Consider the following 22,082-nt stretch of genomic DNA (forward strand, 5'->3'; position numbering starts at 1 on the left):
GGAGAAACCCTACTTGGAAATGCCCACCTGGGCCAGCATCCAGGCGAGCTCGAAAGCGCGGTCCTTCAGGGCGTCGTAGCGGCCCGAGGCGCCGCCGTGGCCGGCGGGATCCATCTTGATCTTCAACAGCAGCGGATTGGAATCCGTCTTGAGGCTGCGGAGCTTGGCGATGTATTTGGCGGGCTCCCAGTACATCACCTGGCTGTCGTTGAAACTGGTGGTGACGAGAATGGCCGGGTAGGCCTTCTTCGCCAGGTTGTCGTAGGGGCTGTAGGCGCGCATGTAGTCGAAGGCCGCCTTCTCGTTGGGATTCCCCCACTCCAGGTACTCGCCCACGGTCAGGGGCAGGCTGGCGTCCATCATGGTGTTCATCACGTCCACGAAGGGCACGGCGCTGTGCACAGCCTTGAACAGGTCCGGGCGCAGGTTGGTCACGGCGCCCATCAGCAGCCCGCCGGCGCTCCCGCCCTCGATGACGAGCCGCTCCTTGGCCGTCCACTTCTCCTTCACCAGGAATTCGGCGGAATCGATGAAGTCCGTGAACGTGTTCATCTTCTTCATCAGCATGCCGTCGTCGTGCCAGCCCTCGCCCAGTTCGTTGCCCCCGCGGATGTGCGCCAGGACGTAGACCACGCCCCGGTCCAGCAGGCTGAGGCGCGGGATGTTGAAGGTGGGGGACATGCCGAGGCCGTAGGAGCCGTAGGCGTAGAGATACACGGGGGCGCTGCCGTCGCGCTTGACGCCCTTCCGGTAGACCACGGACAGGGGCACCTTGACGCCGTCCCGCGCAGGCGCCCACAGGCGCTCCGTCACGTACTGGGACTTGTCGTAGCCGCCGAGGACTTCCGTCTGCTTCAGCAAGGTCTGCTTGCCGGTGGCCAGGTCGCAGTCGTAGACGCTGGAGGGCGTGACCATCGACTGGTAGGTGAACCGGAAGGTCGTGGACGTATATTCCGGCGTCCCCGCGGGGAAGGCGGAATACACGCTTTCGGGGAAGGTCACGTCCCGCCAGCCGCCCGTCTTCGCATCCTGGATCCGGAAGCGCGAGAGAGCCTGGCTCTTCTCGGCCACCACCACGAAATCGCGGAAGGTCTCGATGCCTTCGATGAGCACGTCGGGGCGGTGGGCGACGAAGGTCTTCCAGTGCTTGGGATCGGGCGTGGCCGCGGGAGCCGTGACCAGCCGGAAGTTCTTGGCGTCCCTGTTGGTGCGGATGTAGAAAGTGCCCTCGCGGTGCTCGAGGTCGTACTTGTGGCCCTTCTCCCGGGGCAGCAGAACGCGGAAGGCGTCCTTGGGCTGGGAGGCCAGCAGATAGCGCGTCTCCCAGGTATCGGTGGACTGGCTTTCCACCACGAGATACTTACGGTCCTTGGTGCGGCCCACGCCGATGCGGTAGAGCTCGTCCTTCTCCTGGAACACCAGTTCCGGCTTCCCCGCCTGGAGGTCGAGGCGCCACAGGCGATCCGATCGCTTGGTGACGTCGTCTTCGGTCACGAAGAAGATGTGGCGGCTGTCCGCGGCCCAGGTGCAGGACGTCACCCGCTCCGCCAGGGGAGCGCTGACGCGGCCCGTGGCCAGATCCTTGGTGAAGAGCTTGTACTGGCGGAAGCCGGTGGTGTCCGTGCTGAACAGCAGCGTGCGGTCGTCGTCGCTGACGACCAGATCACCCAGCCCCAGGAACTTCAGCCCCTTGGCCAGTTCGTTCTGGTCCAGCAGCACTTCCTCGGCGGCCCCGGGGTTGTAGGCTCCCCCTTCCCCGGCCTTGCGGCGGCATTGGATGGGGTACTGCTTCCCCTCTTCCGTGCGGGCGTAGTAGTAGTAGCCCCGCCGGCGCACGGGAACGCTCAGGTCCGTCTGCTTGATGCGGCCGAGCATCTCCTGGTAGAGCGCCTCCGAAAACGGCTTGAGGTCCGCCGTCATCGAGTCGGTGTAGGCGTTCTCGGCGTTGAGGTAGCCCACCACTTCGGGGTTCGCCTTGTCCCGGAGCCAGAACCAGGAATCGTTCACCTTTTCCCCGTGCCAGAAGGAAATGTAGTCGGCCTGCTTGGCCACGGGCGGAACCGGGGGCTGGGTCTGGGCGGGCAGAGCCGGGGCGACGCTCACAAGGGCCGCCAGGCCCGCGAGGCGGAAGGAACAGGGGAACATGGAAAGCTCCTGTACGACACGATGTCCACCGTACCACGAACGCGAAGGCCCCTCGGTTGAGGGGCCTTCGGATTAATTCTCTGTCAGGTTGCAGATGCAAGAACCGCGAAGGGCTCCTACTTCTGGCCCATCACGGGAATGCGCATCCCGTAGAACGAACGCCACACGAAGACCGTGGAGATCACGAAGAACACCAGGGCCGCGATGTGGGCGGTCATGGGATTCAGCTCGATGGCGAGCTCGACGGCGAGGAGGCCGAACAGGGTCGTGAACTTGATGACCGGGTTCATGGCCACGGAAGAGGTGTCCTTGAAGGGATCGCCCACGGTGTCGCCCACGACGCACGCGTCGTGAAGGGGCGTGCCCTTGGCCTTCAGCTCCGTCTCCACCAGCTTCTTGGCGTTGTCCCAGGCGCCGCCGGCGTTGGCCATGAAGATGGCCTGGTAGAGCCCGAAGACGGCGATGGAGATCAGGTAGCCGATGAAGAAGTAGTGGTTCACGCAGGCGAAGGCCAGCGTGGAGAAGAAGACCGCCAGGAAGATGTTGAACATGCCCTTCTGGGCGTACTGGGTGCAGATCTCCACGACCTTCTTGGAGTCCTCCACGGAGGCCTTGGTGGCGCCCGAATCCAGCTTGATGTTCTGCTTGATGAACTCCACCGCGCGGTAGGCGCCCGTGGCCACGGCCTGGCAGGCCGCGCCGGAGAACCAGAAGATCACCGCGCCGCCGGTCACCAGGCCCAGCAGGAAGAGCGGGTTGATGATGGAGAGGCCGCGGAAGACATTCTCCACGCCGAACTTGCCGTTGAGCACCTGGATGATCGAGAAGATCAGGGTGGTGGCGCCCACGACCGCGGTGCCGATCAGCACGGGCTTGGCCGTGGCCTTGAAGGTGTTGCCGGCGCCGTCGTTCTCCTCGAGGAACATCTTGGCTTCCTCGAAGTCGGGCTTGAAGCCGAAGTCCTTCTGGATCTCCTGCTCGATGCCGGGAATGGTCTCGATGGTGGAGAGCTCATAGACGGACTGGGCGTTGTCGGTCACGGGGCCGTAGGAGTCCACCGCGATGGTCACGGGGCCCATGCCCAGGAAGCCGAAGGCCACCAGGCCGAAAGCGAAGATCGCCGGGGCATCCATGAAGCCCGCCAGGCCGAACGTGGAGACGTAGTAGGCGCCGCCCATCAGGGCCACGATGGTCAGGCCCATCCAGTAGGCGGAGAAATAGCCCGCGACGATGCCCGAGATGATGTTGAGGGAGGCTCCGCCTTCCTTGGAGGCCGTCACCACCTCGCGGACGTGACCGGAGTTGGTGGACGTGAAGGCCTTCACCAGCTCGGGGATCAGGGCGCCGGCGAGGGTGCCGCAGGTGATGATCGTGGAGAGCTTGCACCACAGGTGGTCGGGCAGGTTGCCGATCAGCACCCAGGACAGGACGTAGGTCATCACGATGGAGACGATGGAGGTCAGCCACACCAGGGTGGTGAGGGGCACCTCGAAATCGAACTTGGAGGCGGCGCCGTACTTGGCCTTCGCCCACAGGCCGTTCAGCCAGTAGGAGCCGGCGGAGGTCACGATCATGCCCACGCGCATCACGAAGATCCACACCAGCAGGGACACCTGGATGGAGGGCTCCTTGACGGCGAGCAGGATGAAGGTGATGAGCGCGACGCCGGTGACGCCGTAGGTCTCGAAACCGTCGGCCGTGGGGCCCACGGAATCGCCCGCGTTGTCGCCCACGCAGTCGGCGATGACGCCGGGATTGCGGGCGTCGTCTTCCTTGATCTTGAAGACGATCTTCATCAGGTCGGAACCGATGTCGGCGATCTTGGTGAAGATGCCGCCGGCGATGCGGAGGGCGGCGGCGCCGAGGGACTCGCCGATGGCGAAGCCGATGAAGCACGGGCCGGCCGCGTCACCGGGAATGAACAGGAGGATGGCGAGCATCAGCACCAACTCGACCGAGATCAGCAGCATCCCGATGGACATGCCCGCCTTGAGGGGGATCTCCATGGTGGGGAAGGGCTTTCCGCCCAGGCTGGCGAAGGCGGTGCGGGAATTCGCGAAGGTATTGATGCGGATGCCGAACCACGCCACGGCGACGGAGCCGAGGATGCCGACGATCGAGAACAGCAGGATCACGATCACCTGTCCCCAGCCCATGGGCGTATGCGCCAGGAACCGGAAGTAGGCGACGATGATCACCGCGATGAAGGCCCACAGCAGGGAGATGAACTTGATCTGCGTCACGAGGTAGGTCTTGCAGGTCTCGTAGATCAGCTCGGAGATCTCGGCCATGGACTTGTGGACCGGGAGGTTCCGGATCTGGGAGTACTGCACCAGGCCGAAGGCGATCCCCAGGAAGCAGACGAAGAGCCCGATGGTCAGGAGGCTGTGGCCCGTCATGCCCAGGAACACGCCCTTGAGGGCCGGGATCTTCAGCTCCGCTTCGCCCGCGAAGGCCGCCGGACCCGTGAGCAAGGCGCCGAGGGCGAGAGCGCCCTTGGAGACGCGGGTGGACGCCAGGGCGCCGAGAAGGCGTTTCGTCATCGTGTTTCCTCCAGATGGATACAGGAAAGGGAGAACGGAAAGTCGGGGGAGATGAAACGAAGGGGTGGTCTGCACATCCCGGCAGTCCGCACCGAATCGGCGCGAGCCCCCTCCGGGGGCGACCCACCAAAGAGCATGTCTAGATCGTGTCCGAAGATAGCTGGGAACGGGCTTCCGCCGCAAGTGCGGAGGCCGCCGCCGCTCCCGTTCGACTGCGACGGCGTCTCGTTCCTGGCCCGATTTTCCGCGCTTCTCCGGGGCCGCGCAGACCGGCATTAGGGCTTGGGATTCGGAACGCCTCCGAGGATACTGGGGTCAGATATGGCCCCCATCTGAAAAGCGGACCCCACCGACCCCCCCGGGCGTCCGGATCCACCGTCCCGTCATCACAAGGAGTTCCCTATGTCCGTCGCTGAACACAGCATCGCGGGCGCCGAGGCGCGCGGCCGCGGCTTCATGGCTTCGTCCGTAGGCCGGAAGGTCGTCATGGCCGTCACCGGCGTCATCCTCTTCGGGTTCGCCACGGTCCACATGCTCGGCAACATGCAGGCCTACCTGGGATCGGAAGCCTTCAACGAGTACGCCAAGTTCCTCCACCACATGGTGCACGGCGCCGGCATCTGGATCTTCCGGGCCGTGCTGCTGACCGCCGCCATCCTCCACCTGTGGGCGGCCGCGAGCCTCACCAAGGCCAACATGGCGGCGCGGCCGGTGGGCTACCGCCTCCAGCAGACCTCGGCCTCCACCTGGGCGTCGCGCACCATGCGCTGGAGCGGCGTCATCCTGGCGGTGTTCATCGTCTACCACCTGCTGCACCTGACCTTCGGCAGCGTGCATCCCGCCTTCGATCCCGCCAATCCCCACCAGAACTTCGTGAAGGGTTTCCAGGTCCCCGCGGTCGCGGCCTTCTACATCGTGGCCCAGCTCTGCCTGGGCCTGCACATGTGGCATGGCGTGTGGAGCACCACCCAGTCCCTGGGCCTCGTGCATCCCCGCTACGACGCGCTGCGCCGCCACATCGCCACGGGCCTCACCCTCGTCGTCGTGGCCGGGAACATCTCTTTCCCCATCGCCGTCCTCACCGGCCTCATCCACTGATCCCAGGGAGCGTCCCATGGAACTCAATTCCCGAATCCCAGACGGCCCGATCGACAAGAAGTGGGACAAGCACCGCTTCGATCTGAAGCTCGTGAATCCGGCCAACAAGCGCAAGTACAAGGTCCTCGTGGTGGGCTCCGGCCTCGCGGGCGGGGCCGCCGCCGCCTCGCTGGCCGAGCTGGGCTACGAAGTGGAATGCTTCTGCTACCAGGACAGCCCGCGCCGCGCCCACTCCATCGCGGCCCAGGGCGGGATCAACGCCGCGAAGAACTACCGCAACGACGGCGACAGCGTCTACCGCCTGTTCTACGACACGGTGAAGGGCGGCGACTTCCGCGCCCGCGAGGCCAACGTCCACCGGCTGGCCCAGGTGAGCGTGGACATCATCGACCAGTGCGTGGCCCAGGGCGTGCCCTTCGCCCGCGAGTACGGCGGACTCCTCGACAACCGCTCCTTCGGCGGCGCCCAGGTGAGCCGCACGTTCTACGCCCGGGGCCAGACCGGCCAGCAGCTGCTGCTGGGCGCCTACCAGGCCCTTCAGCGCCAGGTCGGCCTCGGCACGGTGAAGATGCACGACCGCCACGAGATGCAGGAGCTGATCGTGGTGGACGGCGTGGCCAAGGGCATCGTCACCCGCGACATGGTGACGGGCGAGATCCGGTCCCACGTCGCCGACGCGGTCTGCATCGCCACCGGCGGCTACGGCAACACGATGTACCTCGCCACCTACGCGAAGGGCTGCAACGGGACGGCCCTCTGGCGCGCCTACAAGAAGGGCGCCGCCTTCGCCAATCCCTGCTTCACCCAGATCCACCCCACCTGCATCCCCGTCACGGGCGACCACCAGAGCAAGCTGACGCTCATGTCGGAGTCGCTCCGCAACGACGGCCGCATTTGGGTTCCGAAGCGGAAAGAGGACTGCGGGAAGCCCGCCTCCCAGATCGCCGAGGAGGACCGCGACTACTACCTGGAGCGGAAGTACCCCTCCTTCGGCAACCTGGCCCCCCGCGACATCGCCAGCCGCGCCGCCAAGCAGGTCTGCGACGACGGCCGCGGCGTCGGCCAGACGGGCCTGGGCGTCTACCTGGACTTCCAGGACGCCATCAACCGCCTGGGCGCCAAGAAGATCGAGGAGAAGTACGGCAACCTCTTCGAAATGTATGAGCGCATCACGGACGACGATCCCTACAAGACGCCCATGCGCATCTTCCCGGCCACGCACTACACCATGGGCGGGCTGTGGGTGGACTACAACCTGATGAGCACCATCCCCGGCCTGTTCGTGCTGGGCGAAGCCAACTTCTCCGACCACGGCGCCAACCGCCTGGGCGCTTCGGCGCTGATGCAGGGCCTGGCGGACGGCTACTTCGTGATCCCCTACACCATCGGCGGCTACCTCGCGGGCATCAAGCCCGGTTCCCGCATCAAGGCGGACGATCCCGCGGTCAAGGCTGCGGAGAAGGTCGCGGATGACCGGGTGAAGCAGCTCTTCGCCATCGGCGGGAAGGAGACCCCCACCCACTTCCACCGCGAACTGGGCAAGGTCATGTGGGAGTTCTGCGGCATGGCCCGCAACGAGGCCGGCCTCAAGAAGGCCCTCCAGCTCATTCCCCAGATCCGCGAGGAATTCTGGAAGAATCTGCGGATCCCCGGCAGCGGCGGCGAAGTGAACCAGTCCCTGGAACTGGCCGGCCGCGTGGCCGACTTCCTGGAGATCGGCGAACTGATGTGCCTCGACGCCCTGGAGCGCCGCGAGTCCTGCGGCGGCCACTTCCGCGAGGAATGGCAGACCGAGGACGGCGAGGCCCTCCGCGACGACGAGAACTTCTGCCACGTCGCCGCCTGGGAATACAAGGGTGAAGGCCAGGCTCCGGTGCGCCACACCGAGCAGCTCGCCTTCGAGAACGTCCACCTGGCGACCCGCAGCTACAAGTGAGGATCTGAGCCATGTCCAAGCACCTCAATCTCACCCTCCACGTGTGGCGCCAGAAGAACGCCAAGTGCGACGGCAAGTTCATCGAGTACCCCGCCGCCGACATCAGCCCCGACATGTCCTTCCTGGAAATGCTGGACGTCGTGAACGAAGGCCTCATCCGCAAGGGCGAGGAGCCCATCACCTTCGACCACGACTGCCGCGAAGGCATCTGCGGCACCTGCGGGATGGTCGTCAACGGCCGCCCCCACGGGCCCAAGGAGCGCACCACCACCTGCCAGCTGCACATGCGCAGCTTCAAGGACGGCGACAGCATCACCATCGAGCCCTGGCGCGCCGAGGCCTTCCCCGTGCTCAAGGACCTGATGGTGGACCGCGGCGCTTTCGACCGGATCATCGCCGCGGGCGGGTTCATCAGCGCCCCCACGGGGACGCCGCAGGATGCCAACGCCCTGCCCATCCCCAAGGAGAACGCCGACCTCGCCATGGATGCCGCCGCCTGCATCGGATGCGCCGCCTGCGTGGCCGCCTGCCCCAACGCCAGCGCCATGCTGTTCGTCTCCGCGAAGATCAGCCAGCTGGCGCTGCTGCCCCAGGGCCAGCCCGAACGCTACATCCGCGTCCGCGACATGGTCGCCCAGATGGACGCCGAGGAGTTCGGCACCTGCACCAACCACGGCGAGTGCGAAGCCGCCTGCCCCAAGGGCATCAAGATGGAGAACATCGCGCGCATGAACCGCGACTTCATCAAGGCCAGCCTCACCTACCGTCCCGCGACTGCGGGTGGCGGGGGCGTGGGCTAGACGCCTGCTCCTTCCCGAAGAAAACGCCCGGCAGCCGCCGGGCGTTTTCATGGCTGGACCGCTTCACTCACGGCTTTCCGTCCCCGATCGCGCCCGGAATGGCCTCCCGCATGGCCTCCACGAAGCGGCGCAGCCTCGCGGGGTAATAGCGGGCGTAGGGATAGACGAGGTGGACCGGCAGCGCGGGCGCCTGCCAGCTCGGCGCGAGGTGGATCAACCGCCCGTTTTCGAGATCCTCCGCCAGCATCCAAGCCGAAGCGACGCACGCCCCCAGCCCCATCACGGCGGCGCTGCGCAGGGCATAGAGGCTGTCGGTGCTCACCACCGGATGGATGGGGATCCGCGCGGTCTGGCCCGTGACGGCATGCGTGAGGGCCACTTCGTTGCGGTAGTAGGGGCGCAGGGCCAGCCAGGGGAGTAGGGCCAGCTCTTCGGCGCGCTCGGGGGCGGTTCCCGCCTTCAGCAGCGAAGGCGCGGCGACCGCGATGCGGGGCACTTCGGCCACCTTGATCGTCACCAGCGCCGGGTCGCGCACTTCCCCGACCTGGATGGCACAATCGACCCCCGCCGCGATGAAATCCTGGATGTCGTCGTGCAGCAGCCACTCGACCGTCACCCGGGGATGCCCGCGGAGGAAATCGGCCAGCAATCGGACGAGCAGCTCCTGGCCGAAGGCGTGGGGCACCACCACCCGCAGGATCCCTTCGGGCTGATCGTCGGTTCCCCGAAGCTCCGCCTCGAAGGAATCCCACCGGGCCAGCAGGTCCTTGGCGCGCTCGAAGCACCGCTCCCCGTCCACCGTGAGCCGCATGGCGTGCGTGGACCGCTGGAGCAACCGCAGTCCCAACGAGCACTCCAGCGCCTGTAGGCGGCGGCTGATCGTCGGCTGGGTGGTCCCCATCTGGGCCGCCGCCGCCGACAAGCTGCCGGCCTCCACGATCCGGACGAAGGTCTGCATCCGTTCCAGGCGATCCCCCGCGCCGGCTAACGGTGCGAAAGGGGATGAGGGGACATCATTCATGCAGTAAACGTATATCAAATGTGCGATGCGGGCCACTACCCTTCTGGTCCTCCGTCCCTAAAATCGCGATATGGCTTTCATTTTCGAGGAGCGCTCCATGACTTCCATTCTCAAACAACATGATAAGCCTTCAGAGGCTCTCCGCTCCTCGCTCATCCTCCTCCTCGCCGCCGGTGCCGGGTTAGCCGTCGCCTCCCTCTACTACAACCAGCCCATGCTGGGCGTCCTCGGCGCCGATCTGCACGCCTCGACCCGCAGCATCGGCCTGGTTCCCACTCTTACCCAGCTGGGCTACGCCCTGGGCATCCTGCTGCTGGCGCCGCTCGGGGATCGCTACGATCGGCGCCGCATCATCCTGGTGAAGTCGGCCTTCCTCGCGGCCGCGCTGCTGACGGCGGCTCTGGCGCCGTCCATCGGGATCATGCTCGCGGCGAGCCTCGCGATCGGACTGTCCGCCACCCTGGCGCAGGACATCGTGCCGGCCACCGCGACCCTGGCCCCCGAGGCTCAGCGGGGCAAGACGGTCGGCACGGTGATGACGGGGCTACTCCTCGGCATCCTCCTGTCGCGGGTCGTCAGCGGCTTCGTGGCCGAGCGGTTCGGCTGGCGGAGCATGTTCCTCGCGGCCGCCGCCAGCATCGGCCTCCTCGGCGTCGCCCAGTGGCGCGGCCTTCCGAGCCTGAAGCCCACCACCGACCTGCCCTACGGCGCGCTGCTCCGCTCCCTCACCGGCCTGTGGCGCCGCCACCGCACGCTGCGGAGCGCGGCTCTGGCGCAGGGATTCCTATCCATCGGGTTCAGCGCGTTCTGGTCCACCCTGGCCGTGATGCTCCACGGGGCGCCCTTCCACCTCGGCAGTTCCGTGGCCGGAGCCTTCGGGTTGGCGGGCGCGGCCGGCGCCCTGGGAGCCCCCTTGGCCGGCCACATCGCCGACCGCCAGGGCCCGGAGCGGGTCACCCGATTGGGCGCCGCCCTGGTCGCGCTCTCCTTCGCCGCCATGGGCCTGATGCCCCTGCTGACACCCCACGCCCGGCTGTGGCTCCTCGCCGCCAGCGCCATCGGGTTCGACCTCGGCGTCCAGGCCACCCTGATCGCGCACCAGACCATCATCTACAGCCTCGACCCCGGCGCCCGCAGCCGCCTGAACGCGGTCCTGTTCGTCGGGATGTTCATCGGCATGGCCATGGGATCAGCCCTCGGCAGCCTGCTGTTCGCCCAGTGGGGCTGGGGGGCGGTGACGGGATTGGCCACGGGCACGGCGCTGGTGGCGCTTCTCATCCGGATCGGCTCCGCGAAGAGACCGTGACCTCCAGAGCGGGAATCCCACCCTCCCCCGCGACATCGGGCTCGAATCGCTGGATCATGGTTTCCATGGACAGCCCGACGGACCAGGCTCAGGATGAGCCCACCCCCACCTCTCGACCCAACGTCATCAATACCAGTTCATGACCCAGATCGATCATAAACTCCAGACGTTCCCCACCAGTCGTTGCGCACCCGTGGATCGCTTCTTTTTCGGCTTCATCCGTACGCTAGAAATTCGGGGCTCTCCCCCTCGAATTCTGGTATACCAGGTACGCCAGTAGATTCGTAAAACCTATATCAAACTTGAATTGCTAGGGTTTTGCAGGGCTGTTCAAGTAAGAATAATCTCTACAATCATTAATCACAAACTGTCCTGGTGTAATTTGGTTATCGTTAAAAACTTTAGTAGGATCATCAGTAGCTAATTTGCTTGTAATCATCTTACCATTAATCACAAAAGTAGGAGCTCCCGCTTGAATTTGGGCTTTATTCTCTGGACTTGGATCCCAATAATAATTTGTTAATACTATCCCGCTCGGGAAAGTGGCAATAGGATCCCGATAAAAGTTAGGCATATAATTCGCACCATTCAATATTGAATAAGGGTTTGACCAAGCAGTAATTATAGATTTATCTAGATTTATTTTGTTGACCCCATTGTTAGCAGTGTGAATGAAGACACCACAAACTTTATTGTTGAGCATCGAGGAATTTGTTATATCGATGTTATAACCATCAGCAGCAGATTTGCCTTTAACCCCAACGGCTATTTCACAATCTTGAATTGTAACATTATTCATTTTCAGGTTCGTCGAATTAACGTAAACGCCATTACCACCTTCAGGGAAAGAGCTAGCAACTGAAACAGCATCTTTAAATACTCCTCCCTCAATATTTATATTCAAAACCTTGCCAGCATCCCCTTCAGCACAAACCCCCGCTTTGCCAGAGATAGGAGCAAGTGATTCATATAATAGCTCACCCCAACTGTTACAATATAAAAAATTGTACGTTCCATTAGAATTTATATTAGCATTAGTCCAATTATCGACAGCGTATGCTGCAAAACCTTTGGAGTTTGCATTTGAGAAGCAGTTTCTCAAAAAGATATTATCACAAGAAGACATGTATATAACTCCGCAAGAACCGGCTAATCTAGCAGTAATATTTTCTAAACATATATTTGATGACTCAGCGATAAAAATCGCATGTCCTCCACTAGATATTGCCCACTCAGCACGCTCGGAGCCATAAACGTTTGGCGCATTCACACTATCTACAAACCCCCAAAATTCACCTTTTGCCTCAATACGGATATTTTTTAATCTCACATTAGAACAATTATCTAATGCAAATGTGCTGTGATAGCAGGTGGGTTTTAATGCTTTATCCTGTACCGATGGATGAAGCCAAGTGGGCCAATTTGTAGAAGATCCTCCCTGTTTTGAAACTTGTCCTGAAATGGTGATATTATTTTTATTTCGCACTGCAATAGATCCAACATCTACATAGACTTTTTTAAGGGGGTCATAAACTAGGGCTGGTTCGACAAAATATTCTCCCGCAGGAATCACGATATTCCATCCGTCATTTATCACTCTATTGGCAAAATTTACAAATGTATTGTCTGATGATTTTGTTTTTACACCCCACCATTGCGGAATAACGCAAAAAGGAACTCCATCAATCTTAGGTAGGATATCTCCAGCATCGCCACCCACAGCAAAAACTGTTCTTAAATCTGCATAAATTGAATTATTTATTCTGAATGTATAATTATTAGCAAACTCAATACATCCTGATTCTTCAAATCGGAGAGAACTGCCAATTGGGATTCTTATATTTTTATCGCTTAATACGATTCTATCATAAACGATGATTTGGTTATTTTTTATACCTAATTTAATTTGTTCACCAGAGGCAAAATAACTTGTTACATCCCCCTTCAAATGAACCAAGTAGCTTCCCATTTCAATTCCGGTTAGGTTTTGATTTTTTGCAATATCTATAATATCATAACATTTAAAATTAGCATTAGAAACTACTATATTGTAATCAGAGGCAAAATCATATTGTAAATCATTTAAAATCATATATGTATCATTACCATCAAAGTTGATACCTTTAATTGATCCAAGATTTTCAAATTCTGAAGCCAAATTAATGGTATAGCCTACTTTAAAATCAGATCTTACGTCGCCTTGCAGGAATATCAAATAACTTCCGGATTCGTAATAATTCCCCGATGAAACGCGGGATGTGTCTTTATTTATTTCAAGAATATTATAATATTGCTGCGTTAGATCTGAAAACAGAAACCCATATGGAGGTATATAACTTAGAGTTAAATTATCCAAAACGACGAACGTTTTATCGTCAGCGAGCCCAACCCCTTTCACCAACCCTGCATTTTTAAAGCCTTTGGCAATTTTTATTTCAAGATTTTCCGAAAAACCATCTCGAACATCGCCTGACAGATAGATTAAGTAACTCCCTCTTTCATAGCTATTCCCAGACGAATTCCGAGTCAGATTCTCATTGATTCCCGCGATATTATAATATCTGTTTGTTGCAGAAGAATACAAATAATCATATCCCGGTTTGTAATTATATTTTAAACTATTTAAGACAACAAATGTATTTACACCTGCCAGTCCATAATTTTCAACTTTCCCTGAATTCTCGACATATGTTCCAAGATTTATGGTTGCTCCTATTGGATATCCTGACCTCACATCACCTGGAAGATAAATCAAGTAGCTACCAGTTTCACTATGATTGCCTGAAGAATCTCGTGTGGTGTTCGCATAAGCATCTATGATATTATTTTGTTGTTGTAATTTATCTGAAAACAAATAGTCGTACGGTGGTTCATAACTCAAATTTAAACTATTTAAAACAACGAATGTATTATTGCCAGCAAGGCCAACATTCTCCACCACTCCGGCATTTTTAAAGCCTTTGGCAATTTTTATTTCAAGATTCGCCGAGAAACTACTTCGAACATCTCCGGATAGATAGATTATATAACTACCGCTTTCATAAGTGTTTCCGGACGAATCTCGAGTCATATTTTCGCAAATTCCAGCGATATTATAATATCTATTTGTTGTAGAAGAGTACAAATAGTCGTAGCCTGATTTGTAATTATATTTTAAATTATTTAATATAATAAATGTGTTTACTCCTGCCAGTCCATAATTTTTAACATTTCCTGAATTTTCAAGTAACACATTAGTATTAGTACAGCCAATACCAGTACTGTTAATCATATCCTGGGCTCGTAAACAGAAGTTACACACCCAAACGAGTATCAATGCGCATAAACAGCGAGGGATCCATTTCATTACAACACTCCTAACGAAGCTACGTGCCCAAACACACGTTAAACTGGATTCTAGCATCTACATAGCAGGCCTAGTACAACCAGGGCAAGTGCATGATGCTAGCCCTCAACGCCAAGAGCGATCTCATCGCCTCTCTCAGATCATGCCTCATGCTAGGTCACGAGAAACCGCCCACGACTATGCGCTACATCGAAACACGCCCCAAGGGAGCCGCCGAGGCCCAGGCCAAGGTTGCAGAGGCAATGGGACTTGGTTCACCTCGTAGTTCACCCCATCTCGCAATAGGTGTGTAACTTGAAATATTTCAATCAATCAAAAGAGCTCCTAGACATGATCAAGTTCGAGCACACCGTCTTCGCCCTGCCCTTCGCGTTCCTGGCGGCGCTGGGGGCGGCGCAGGGGATTCCGCCGCTGCGGACGATCCTGTGGATCCTGGCGGCGATGGTGGGCGCTCGGACGGCGGCGATGACCTTCAACCGTCTGGTGGACGAGGACGTGGACGCGGACAATCCACGGACCGCGGGGCGGGCCTTGCCGGCGGGTCGGGTCTCCCGGGCGGGGGCCATGGTTCTGCTGGGGGCGGGAATCGTCCTGTTCGGCGTCGCGGCCGGAGCGCTGGGGCCCCTCACCTGGGCGCTGTCCCCGGTGGCGCTGGTGGTGATCCTGGGCTATTCGCTGTGCAAGCGCTTCACCAGCTGGGCGCACGTCGTCCTCGGCCTGTCCCTGGCGGGCGCCCCCCTCGGAGCCTGGATCGCCGTGGCGGGGCGGATCGAACCGCCGGCCCTCTGGCTGTCCGCGGGCGTCCTGGCCTGGACCGCGGGGTTCGACATCCTCTACGCCCTCCAGGACGAGACCTTCGACCGCGCCAAGGGGCTCCACTCCATCCCCGCCCGGCTGGGGACGGCCGGCGCCCTGGGACTGTCGCGGACCCTCCACCTTCTCGCCCTCGCCGCCTGGGCCGGTTTCAACCACCACATGGGCAGCCACTTTCTGGCCTGGGCGGGATGGGCGGCGGTCGGGGGCATGCTCGCCCGCGAGCAGTGGCTGGTGCGCGGAGGGGATCTCTCCCGGATCGACCAGGCTTTCTTCACCTTGAACAGCCTCGTTGGCCTCGTCTTTTTCTTGGGCCACGCCTTGGAATGGTGGCTTTCGCACTCGATGCTGGCGCCGATCTAGATCGTTCGTTGTAAGAAGGCGACTCGATCACGAACGCCTTCCCAGGTATGCTGGGTGTCCATGTCCAGTCCCCAGCCCGAACGTCGACGCGCCGTGCGCTCCAGCCGCCCCGATTCCGTGCGGTGGCTGACGGTCATGGTCGTCTTCAGCCACCGCACCTTCCGCTGGTCCCTCACCCGCCGGACGATGCTGTGGGTCCTGGGCTGCGTGGCGGGGTTCTCCGCGCTGGCCATGATCGGGTCCGGCTACGGGCTGTGGGCCACGAAAAAGATCATGAACTTCGGCCGTCTCCAGCGGGAAACGCAGGAGCAGCAGCAGCAGATCCGGTTGTCCCTCACCCAGGCCCAGGCCCTGGAAGCCGAGGTGGCCACCCTCCGCCAGCAGCACACGGAACTCCTGAAACTGCTGGACCCCAAGGCGCCCACCACGTCGCCCATCCCCGCCCCGCCGGACCAATCCAGCGCCGCGCCCATTCCGCCCGGCGCCCGGGAGCGCCTGTCCAAGCTGCGCCAGGATCTCGACTACACCGCCAAGCAGGCCGCCGTGGTGCGCGCCCGGATGGAACCCGTCCTCCGCGCCTGGAGCCATACCCCCTCGATTCCGCCCACCGCCGGCTACCTCAGCTCCGGATTCGGCGTCCGGGTGAGCCCCTTCTCCCGCGGGAACGAAGCCGGCGACGGCCTCCTCGGCTATCACTCGGGCCTCGACATCAGCAACGTCCTCGACACGCCCATCCAGGTCACGGCCGACGGGGAAGTGGTGGAAGCCGGATGGATGGACCGCTACGGCTGGGGCGTCCGGGTCCGGCATACCGACGAGGAAGAGACCCTCTACGCCCACCTCAACCGGGTGGACGTGAAAACCGGCCAGCAGGTGTCCCGGGGGGATATCCTGGGGACCATGGGACGCTCCGGCAACGCCACCGGCGTCCACCTCCACTACGAGGTCCGGCGGAACGGCAAGGCCGTCAATCCCCAGCCCTACCTCCGCCTCCAGCGCCAGTGGCTGAAGGCCCTCGGCAAGCCGTCCTGAAGGAGCGCCCATGGCCGTCTTCCGCAGCCGCAAACCCAAATCCCCCCCGGCTCCCGCGATCCATTCCCTGCTGGGGAAGGATGTCGTCCTGACCGGCGAGATCCACACCGGCGCCCGCAGCCTCCGCATCGAGGGCACCGTGGAAGGCACCATCCACTCCACCGGCGAGGTGTCCATCGCCCCCGGCGGCCTGGTGAAAGGCAACGTCTTCGCCAAACACCTGGTGGTGACCGGGCGGGCCGAAGGCATCATGAAGATCAGCGACTGCCTGGAGATCCACGGCACCGGCTTCGTCGAGGGGGATGTGGAGGTGGGGTCCCTGGTCGTGGACGAGGGCGGCACCCTGCAGGGAGTCTGCGTCCGCAGGGATCAGGTGCGGCCCGCGGAAGCTCCGGTTTCCGCTCCGGCCGTCGTGCCGGCGACCCCCGTGCACGCCCTGAACGGCGCCGCCAAGGGCGGGATTCTGCCCCTTCCGAAGGCCGGGGAACTCAAGAAGCTGGAAACGAAGTACTGAACCGGCGAGGGACGCGCTACCGGAACAGCGGCCCCGGATCCGGCTTCACGCCCAGGTAGATGTAGGCGGCTTCCGTCGCCTTGCGGCCTTGTGGCGTGCGGTCCAGAAATCCCACCTGCATGAGGTAGGGCTCCACCAGGTCCTCCAGGGCGCCTTCGTCCTCGCCCAAGGCGGCGGCCAGGGTGCGGAGTCCCACGGGCCCGCCGCGGTACTTGTGGCAGATCGCCTGGAGGTAGTCCCGGTCGAGGGCGTCCAGCCCCAGATCATCCACCTCGTGGAGATGGAGGCAGGCTTCGGCGGAGGCCGAAGTGATGGTGCCGTCGCCCTTCACCTCCGCGTAGTCCCGGCAGCGCCGGAGGAGGCGGTTGCAGATGCGCGGCGTGCCCCGGCTGCGGCGGGCGATGGCCTCGGCGCCTTCGGGCGCCAGGTGGATTCCCAGCAGGCTCGCGGATCGCGCCGCGATGATGGCGAGGTCGGCCCGGGTGTAGAACTCCAGGCGGTGCACCATCCCGAAGCGGTCGTGGAACGGTTTCGACAGCAGCCCCGCCCGGGTGGTCGCGCCCACGAGCGTGAACGGGCGGAGGTCCACCTTGAGCGTCTGGGCGCTGGGGCCCTGGCCGATCAGGATGTCCAGCTTCCGGTCCTCCATGGCGGAATAGAGCATCTCCTCGATGGGCGCCGACAGCCGGTGGATCTCGTCGATGAACAGGAACTCGCCGTCCTCCAGGTTGGTGAGGATGGCCGCCAGGTCGCCCTTCTTCTCCAGCGCGGGGGCCTGGATCACCTTGCACGGCGCGCCCATCTCGTTGGCCAGGACGTGGGCCAGGGTCGTCTTCCCCAAGCCCGGCGGTCCGAACAGCAGGAGGTGATCCAACACCTCGCCCCGCTTCTTCGCCGCCAGCAGCGCGATCTCCAAGCGGGCCTTCACCTTGGCCTGGCCGATATATTCCTGAAGGCGCAGCGGGCGGAGGGAATATTCGATCGGGTCCTCCGAAGGAGCGGAAGGATCGAGGTCGGGGTGCCGGTGCATGGATCTATTCCCTCACGGGACTTCCACTTGTGTCCAGCGAGGGGATGGATCATCTTGAATTCGCAGTCGGATTCCTCCAGCCCTCCTTCCCCCTGACGCCCGCCCGGGAGATGCCGTGGCCCAGCGCTACCAGCTCCTGATCCGAGACCGCCATGGATTCGAGCGCGCCGTTCCCCTCAGCCGGTCCTTGACCCTGGGCCGCCAGAGCCTCTGCGACGTGGTCCTCCCGGACGGGATGATCAGCCGCCACCACCTCCGGCTGGAGCTCCAGGGCGAGGTCTGGTGGGCGGAGGACCTGCAGAGCACCCACGGCACCCTCTACAAGGACCAGCGCCTGGGCCGTGTCGCCTGGGAGCCGGGCGTCCCCCTGTCCCTGGCGGACGGCGCCTACACGCTGACCCTGACGCGGCGGGACCGCACCATCTCCGAACTCCACCACCAGGCCATCCTTGAGACCGCCCAGCTCCTGGGCCACGAGGTGGATCTGGAGGACCTTCTGGAGAAGTCCCTGGACTGGCTGCTCGCCATCTCCGGGACGGACCGCGGGTTCATCATGCTGCTGGAAAACGGCGAACTGGCCCAGCGGGTCCAGCGCAACCTCGGGCCCGAGCTGGAAGGCCACATCCAGTTGTCGATGTCCAGCGTCCACAAGGTGTTTGAAACCGGCGACCCGATCTGGATCCTGAACGTGGCCGACGATCACGAGCTGTCCAGCCACCAGTCCATCCAGAAGCTCGAGCTGAAGACCATCCTCTGCCTGCCCCTGAAGCTCCAGGGCAAGCGGATCGGCGTGGTCTACCTGGACAGCCGCCGGCCGGTCACCGAGCCGCCGGACCGCGAGGCTTTCGAAGCCATCGTCTCCATCTGCGCCATCGCCCTGGAGCGCACCCGGCTGTCGGAAGAGAACCTGCGCAGCCACGTTCTCGCCACCGTGGGCCAGGTGGCCAGCTCCATCGTCCACGACTTCAAGAACGGGCTGTTCGTCCTGCGGGGCCACGCGGATCTGCTGGAACTCTCTACCGAGGACCCCAAGATCCGTCACCACAGCCGCAAGATCCTGGACTGCGTGGAGCGGCTGACCCTCCTCACCCAGGACGTCCTCGACTTCGCCAAGATCCGCGAGCCCAAGCGCGAGACCGTGGACCTGCGGGCCTTCCTGGAAGGAATCGTGGAACCGCTCGTCTCCCGGGCCCGGGAACTGGGGGTCACCCTCAAGGCCGAGGGCTCCCCCTGCTCCGTCAAGCTGGATCCCGCCCGGTTCACGCGGGTGATGGAAAACCTGCTCGCCAACGCCCTGGACGCGACCCGCGACATGAAGGGCGAGATCCTGGTGGCCTGGGGCACCGTGAACGGCGGCGTCCAGATCCGGGTGAAGGATCTGGGGCGCGGCATTCCCCGCCGGATGATCAAGCGGATCTTCGAGCCCTTCTTCAGCTACGGGAAGAAGAAGGGAACGGGGCTGGGGATGGCCACCGTCAAGAAGATCGTCGAAGAGCACGGCGGCACCTTGGAGTTCCTCAGCGAAGAGGGTGAGGGGACGGAGGTCATCATCGTCCTCCCCGAGTCGCCCCGCGGCGGGCGGGGCCCGGAAACCACGGGCGGGCGGCGGGTCTCCGAGGAGAAGCAGGCATGAGCGGCTTCCGGATCGGCCAGGGCTTCGACGTCCACCGCTTCGCCTCGCCCGAAGAGGGCCGCGCCCTGATCCTGATGGGCTGCGAGGTCCCCCACGACCGCGGGCTCGTCGGGCACAGCGACGCCGACGTGATGCTCCACGCCCTGATGGACGCCCTTCTGGGCGCGGCGGGCCTGGGCGACATCGGCCAGCACTTCCCCGACACCGATCCCGCCTACCGCGGCGCGGATTCGGCCCGGCTGCTGGAACGGGTCATGGCCGACCTCTCCGGCCGCGGCTGGCGGGTGGTGAACGCCGACGTGTGCCTCATCGGCGAGCGCCCCAAGGTGGGGCCCCACCGCCAGCGGATGCGGGAGCGCGTAGCGCCCCTGCTGGGAATCGACGCCGAGGCGCTCAACGTGAAGGCCACCACCACGGAGAAGCTGGGCTTCACCGGCCGGGGGGAGGGCCTCGCCGCGCAGGCGGTGGTTCTCATCGAGCGGGCCTGAGGCGGAGCCACACCACGCCGTCTCAAGAAAAAGAACACCACCAAGGCTCGAAGACACCAAGAAGAGCCTGTCTCTGTATCGTCCCGGACGCTGGAAGCCTTCGCGGCACAACGGACGAAGCACCTTCGTTTCTTGGTGTCTTGAGTGGTGAGCAGGATTTTTCAGCGGCCGGCCATCTCCAGCCGCTGCCGCGCCAAATCGGCCAGGGCCTCGGGGGTGTTGAGGGCTGGATCCTCGATCACCGCTTCCAGCAGCTGCCGCTGGAGGTCGCCCAGCCAGGGGCCGCCCTTCCGGTCCGCCAGTTTCATGAGGGCGGCGCCATCCAGGGCCAGCGCGCGGACGGACAGCGGGGGAGCCGCCGCTGCGAGGGCTTCCAGCCGTGCCAAGAGGCCGTCGTGCTCCCGCTCCCGGGCGTCCATCTCGATGCCCTTGGCCCGTTGATCCGCCAGGCGGAACGCCGCCCACCGGGCCAATTCCAGCCCGTCGTCCGCCAGCTTCCGGAGAAACCGCCGGCAGGCCGCGTCGCTCCAGGCTTCCGTGGGATGGGTGCCGTGATGGCGGATCAGGGCGAGGACGTCCTGCTGGAGGGCCTGGCTCGCCTTCAGGCGGGCGAGGACGGCGGCGGCCGCGTCGAGCGAACCCGCCTCGTGCCCGTAGAAATGCACCTCGCCCTCCGGCGCGGCGGTGCGGGCGCCAGGCTTCCCCGCGTCGTGGAGGAGCGCCGCCCAGCGCAGGCCGGGATCGGCGGGAACCTCCCGAACCGTCTCCAGCGTATGAGTCCACACGTCGAAGCGATGGTGCCGGTTCTGGCCGCAGCCCAGCATCGGCCGCAACTCGGGCATCCACAGGTCCAGCAGCCCCGTGCGGGCCAGCAGATCGAGCCCCGCCTGGGGCGCGGCGCCGCAGAGGAGCTTCGTCAATTCCGTGAAGACCCGCTCCACCGCCACCTTCCGCGCCACCTCCAGGCGCTGGGGGATGGCCGCCAGCGTGGCCGGTTCCACCTGGAAGCCCAGCTGGGCCGCGAAACGGCAGGCCCGGAGGGTGCGTAGGCCGTCCTCCGCGAAGCGCTGGAGGGGATCGCCCACGGCACGGAGCAGGCGCTTTTCCAGATCGGCACGGCCTCTGAAGGGGTCCACCAGCGGTCCGCCTTTCACGGGCAGTGCCATGGCGTTGATGGTGAAGTCCCGGCGGGACAGGTCCTCCTCCAGAGAAACGCCCAGCCGCACCGACTCGGGGCGCCGGCCATCCAGGTAGTCCCCGTCGCTCCGGAAGGTGGTGACTTCCACCGGCCGGTCCTCCAGCAGGATGGTGACCGTGCCGTGCTGCAGGCCCGTGGGAATGACGCGGAGACCCGCCGCTTTCGCGCGGGCCATCACCGTCTGCGGGAGCAGCTTCGTCGCCAGGTCCCAGTCCGCGTGGGGGCGGCCCAGCAGTTCGTCCCGCACGGCCCCGCCCACCACCGCCAGCTCCGCCTCCTCGCCCAGAGCGTCCGCCAGGCGGAGGAGGGGCGCCCACATCAGACGGTGGTCCGGGCCAGGCGATCCAGGGCTTCGCCTTCCACGCGGCAGGTGAGCCAGGAGCGCATGATCCTCGCGCCGTGGGCCTCGTAGAACTCGATGGCGGGCGTGTTCCAGTCCAGCACCTGCCACACGAAGCGGGTCCAGCCCTCCTGCACGGCCAGGGCCGCCAGGTGTTGGAGCAGCGCCTTCCCGATGCCCTTGCCCCGGAACGCGGGGCGGACGAAGAGATCCTCCAGGTAGATCCCGGGTTTGCCCTCCCAGGTGCTGAAATTCAGGAACCACAGCGCGAAACCGGCGGGCTGCCCGTCCCACTCCGCCATCGTCACCTTCACCAGCGGATGGTCGGAAAAAGCGTGGCGGAGGATGTCCGCTTCCGTGGCCACCGCGGCTTCCGGCTCCCGCTCGTACTCCGCCAGTTCGCGGATGTAATGCACGATGAGCGGGGCATCGGCGGGGGCGGCGGGACGCAGGTTCAGCATGCGTCTATGCTAACC

General features: G+C 62.8%; 16 protein-coding genes. 9 read left to right on the forward strand and 7 right to left on the reverse strand.

Annotated elements, in window-relative coordinates; translation table 11 throughout:
* Nucleotides 1–9 precede the first annotated feature (9 nt).
* On the reverse strand, nt 10–2,145 hold the full coding sequence (locus RAH39_RS07900) for a S9 family peptidase (protein ID WP_306589543.1): 2,136 nt from the start codon (nt 2,143–2,145) through the stop codon (nt 10–12).
* 116 nt (nt 2,146–2,261) lie between these two features.
* The gene (locus tag RAH39_RS07905) at nt 2,262–4,688 is read right to left on the reverse strand and encodes a sodium-translocating pyrophosphatase (RefSeq protein WP_306589545.1); all 2,427 of its coding nucleotides are present in this window, start codon (nt 4,686–4,688) and stop codon (nt 2,262–2,264) included.
* Between the two features lie 402 nt (nt 4,689–5,090).
* Here RAH39_RS07905 and RAH39_RS07910 point away from each other — a divergent pair, with 402 nt between their 5' ends.
* From RAH39_RS07910 to RAH39_RS07920, 3 genes are read left to right on the forward strand one after another with little or no spacing between them, the layout of a single operon-like run.
* Nucleotides 5,091–5,786: a succinate dehydrogenase cytochrome b subunit gene (locus RAH39_RS07910; RefSeq protein ID WP_306589546.1), complete on the forward strand. Its 696-nt coding sequence runs from the start codon at nt 5,091–5,093 to the stop codon at nt 5,784–5,786.
* 16 nt (nt 5,787–5,802) lie between these two features.
* Nucleotides 5,803–7,722, forward strand: a complete 1,920-nt coding sequence (locus tag RAH39_RS07915; protein ID WP_306589547.1) for a fumarate reductase/succinate dehydrogenase flavoprotein subunit — start codon at nt 5,803–5,805, stop codon at nt 7,720–7,722.
* 11 nt (nt 7,723–7,733) lie between these two features.
* A complete protein-coding gene (locus RAH39_RS07920) occupies nt 7,734–8,522 on the forward strand; it encodes a succinate dehydrogenase/fumarate reductase iron-sulfur subunit (RefSeq protein ID WP_306589548.1) in 789 nt (262 codons plus the stop codon).
* A gap of 67 nt (nt 8,523–8,589) precedes the next feature.
* Here RAH39_RS07920 and RAH39_RS07925 read toward each other — a convergent pair whose 3' ends face one another.
* Nucleotides 8,590–9,480: a LysR family transcriptional regulator gene (locus RAH39_RS07925; protein ID WP_306589549.1), complete on the reverse strand. Its 891-nt coding sequence runs from the start codon at nt 9,478–9,480 to the stop codon at nt 8,590–8,592.
* Between the two features lie 160 nt (nt 9,481–9,640).
* Between RAH39_RS07925 and RAH39_RS07930 the strand changes: the two genes are divergently transcribed.
* Nucleotides 9,641–10,849 (forward strand): MFS transporter, encoded by a 1,209-nt coding sequence (locus RAH39_RS07930; protein ID WP_306589550.1) that lies wholly within the window; start codon nt 9,641–9,643, stop codon nt 10,847–10,849.
* A gap of 310 nt (nt 10,850–11,159) precedes the next feature.
* Here the strand turns inward: RAH39_RS07930 and RAH39_RS07935 are convergent, their stop codons facing one another.
* Nucleotides 11,160–14,195 (reverse strand): hypothetical protein, encoded by a 3,036-nt coding sequence (locus RAH39_RS07935; RefSeq protein ID WP_306589551.1) that lies wholly within the window; start codon nt 14,193–14,195, stop codon nt 11,160–11,162.
* A gap of 285 nt (nt 14,196–14,480) precedes the next feature.
* On the opposite strand from RAH39_RS07935, the gene RAH39_RS07940 reads away from it, so the two are divergent.
* The 3 genes from RAH39_RS07940 to RAH39_RS07950 are packed head-to-tail and all read left to right on the forward strand — an operon-like array spanning nt 14,481 to nt 16,917.
* Nucleotides 14,481–15,371, forward strand: coding sequence for a UbiA-like polyprenyltransferase (locus RAH39_RS07940; protein WP_306589552.1), 891 nt, complete (start codon nt 14,481–14,483; stop codon nt 15,369–15,371).
* 60 nt (nt 15,372–15,431) lie between these two features.
* Nucleotides 15,432–16,403, forward strand: coding sequence for a M23 family metallopeptidase (locus tag RAH39_RS07945; protein WP_306589553.1), 972 nt, complete (start codon nt 15,432–15,434; stop codon nt 16,401–16,403).
* 10 nt (nt 16,404–16,413) lie between these two features.
* Nucleotides 16,414–16,917, forward strand: a complete 504-nt coding sequence (locus RAH39_RS07950; RefSeq protein WP_306589554.1) for a bactofilin family protein — start codon at nt 16,414–16,416, stop codon at nt 16,915–16,917.
* A gap of 16 nt (nt 16,918–16,933) precedes the next feature.
* On the opposite strand, the gene ruvB is transcribed toward RAH39_RS07950, so the two are convergent.
* On the reverse strand, nt 16,934–17,947 hold the full coding sequence (gene ruvB, locus RAH39_RS07955; RefSeq protein WP_306589555.1) for a Holliday junction branch migration DNA helicase RuvB: 1,014 nt from the start codon (nt 17,945–17,947) through the stop codon (nt 16,934–16,936).
* Between the two features lie 115 nt (nt 17,948–18,062).
* On the opposite strand from ruvB, the gene RAH39_RS07960 reads away from it, so the two are divergent.
* On the forward strand, nt 18,063–19,580 hold the full coding sequence (locus RAH39_RS07960; protein WP_306589556.1) for a sensor histidine kinase: 1,518 nt from the start codon (nt 18,063–18,065) through the stop codon (nt 19,578–19,580).
* Nucleotides 19,577–20,068 carry a 2-C-methyl-D-erythritol 2,4-cyclodiphosphate synthase gene (ispF, locus tag RAH39_RS07965; protein ID WP_306589557.1) on the forward strand — a complete coding sequence of 164 codons (492 nt, stop codon included), beginning with the start codon at nt 19,577–19,579 and terminating at the stop codon, nt 20,066–20,068. The genes RAH39_RS07960 and ispF overlap by 4 nt, the downstream gene beginning before the upstream one ends.
* Nucleotides 20,069–20,229: 161 nt before the next feature.
* Here the strand turns inward: ispF and RAH39_RS07970 are convergent, their stop codons facing one another.
* Together RAH39_RS07970 and RAH39_RS07975 are read right to left on the reverse strand one after the other, a co-directional pair.
* Nucleotides 20,230–21,585, reverse strand: a complete 1,356-nt coding sequence (locus RAH39_RS07970; RefSeq protein ID WP_306589558.1) for a CCA tRNA nucleotidyltransferase — start codon at nt 21,583–21,585, stop codon at nt 20,230–20,232.
* Nucleotides 21,585–22,067: a GNAT family N-acetyltransferase gene (locus tag RAH39_RS07975; RefSeq protein ID WP_306589559.1), complete on the reverse strand. Its 483-nt coding sequence runs from the start codon at nt 22,065–22,067 to the stop codon at nt 21,585–21,587. The genes RAH39_RS07970 and RAH39_RS07975 overlap by 1 nt, the downstream gene beginning before the upstream one ends.
* Between the last annotated feature and the right edge of the window lie 15 nt (nt 22,068–22,082).

This window comes from Geothrix sp. 21YS21S-4 (assembly GCF_030845995.1).
Lineage (GTDB): Bacteria > Acidobacteriota > Holophagae > Holophagales > Holophagaceae > Geothrix.

Excerpts from the sequence above, each read along its gene's own strand:
- RAH39_RS07900 (WP_306589543.1), bottom strand. The coding sequence starts at position 2,145 with ATGTTCCCCTGTTCCTTCCGCCTCGCGGGCCTGGCGGCCCTTGTGAGC.
- RAH39_RS07905 (WP_306589545.1), bottom strand. The coding sequence starts at position 4,688 with ATGACGAAACGCCTTCTCGGCGCCCTGGCGTCCACCCGCGTCTCCAAG.
- RAH39_RS07910 (WP_306589546.1), top strand. The coding sequence starts at position 5,091 with ATGTCCGTCGCTGAACACAGCATCGCGGGCGCCGAGGCGCGCGGCCGC.
- RAH39_RS07915 (WP_306589547.1), top strand. The coding sequence starts at position 5,803 with ATGGAACTCAATTCCCGAATCCCAGACGGCCCGATCGACAAGAAGTGG.
- RAH39_RS07920 (WP_306589548.1), top strand. The coding sequence starts at position 7,734 with ATGTCCAAGCACCTCAATCTCACCCTCCACGTGTGGCGCCAGAAGAAC.
- RAH39_RS07925 (WP_306589549.1), bottom strand. The coding sequence starts at position 9,480 with ATGCAGACCTTCGTCCGGATCGTGGAGGCCGGCAGCTTGTCGGCGGCG.
- RAH39_RS07930 (WP_306589550.1), top strand. The coding sequence starts at position 9,641 with ATGACTTCCATTCTCAAACAACATGATAAGCCTTCAGAGGCTCTCCGC.
- RAH39_RS07935 (WP_306589551.1), bottom strand. The coding sequence starts at position 14,195 with ATGAAATGGATCCCTCGCTGTTTATGCGCATTGATACTCGTTTGGGTG.
- RAH39_RS07945 (WP_306589553.1), top strand. The coding sequence starts at position 15,432 with ATGTCCAGTCCCCAGCCCGAACGTCGACGCGCCGTGCGCTCCAGCCGC.
- RAH39_RS07950 (WP_306589554.1), top strand. The coding sequence starts at position 16,414 with ATGGCCGTCTTCCGCAGCCGCAAACCCAAATCCCCCCCGGCTCCCGCG.
- ruvB (WP_306589555.1), bottom strand. The coding sequence starts at position 17,947 with ATGCACCGGCACCCCGACCTCGATCCTTCCGCTCCTTCGGAGGACCCG.
- ispF (WP_306589557.1), top strand. The coding sequence starts at position 19,577 with ATGAGCGGCTTCCGGATCGGCCAGGGCTTCGACGTCCACCGCTTCGCC.
- RAH39_RS07970 (WP_306589558.1), bottom strand. The coding sequence starts at position 21,585 with ATGTGGGCGCCCCTCCTCCGCCTGGCGGACGCTCTGGGCGAGGAGGCG.
- RAH39_RS07975 (WP_306589559.1), bottom strand. The coding sequence starts at position 22,067 with ATGCTGAACCTGCGTCCCGCCGCCCCCGCCGATGCCCCGCTCATCGTG.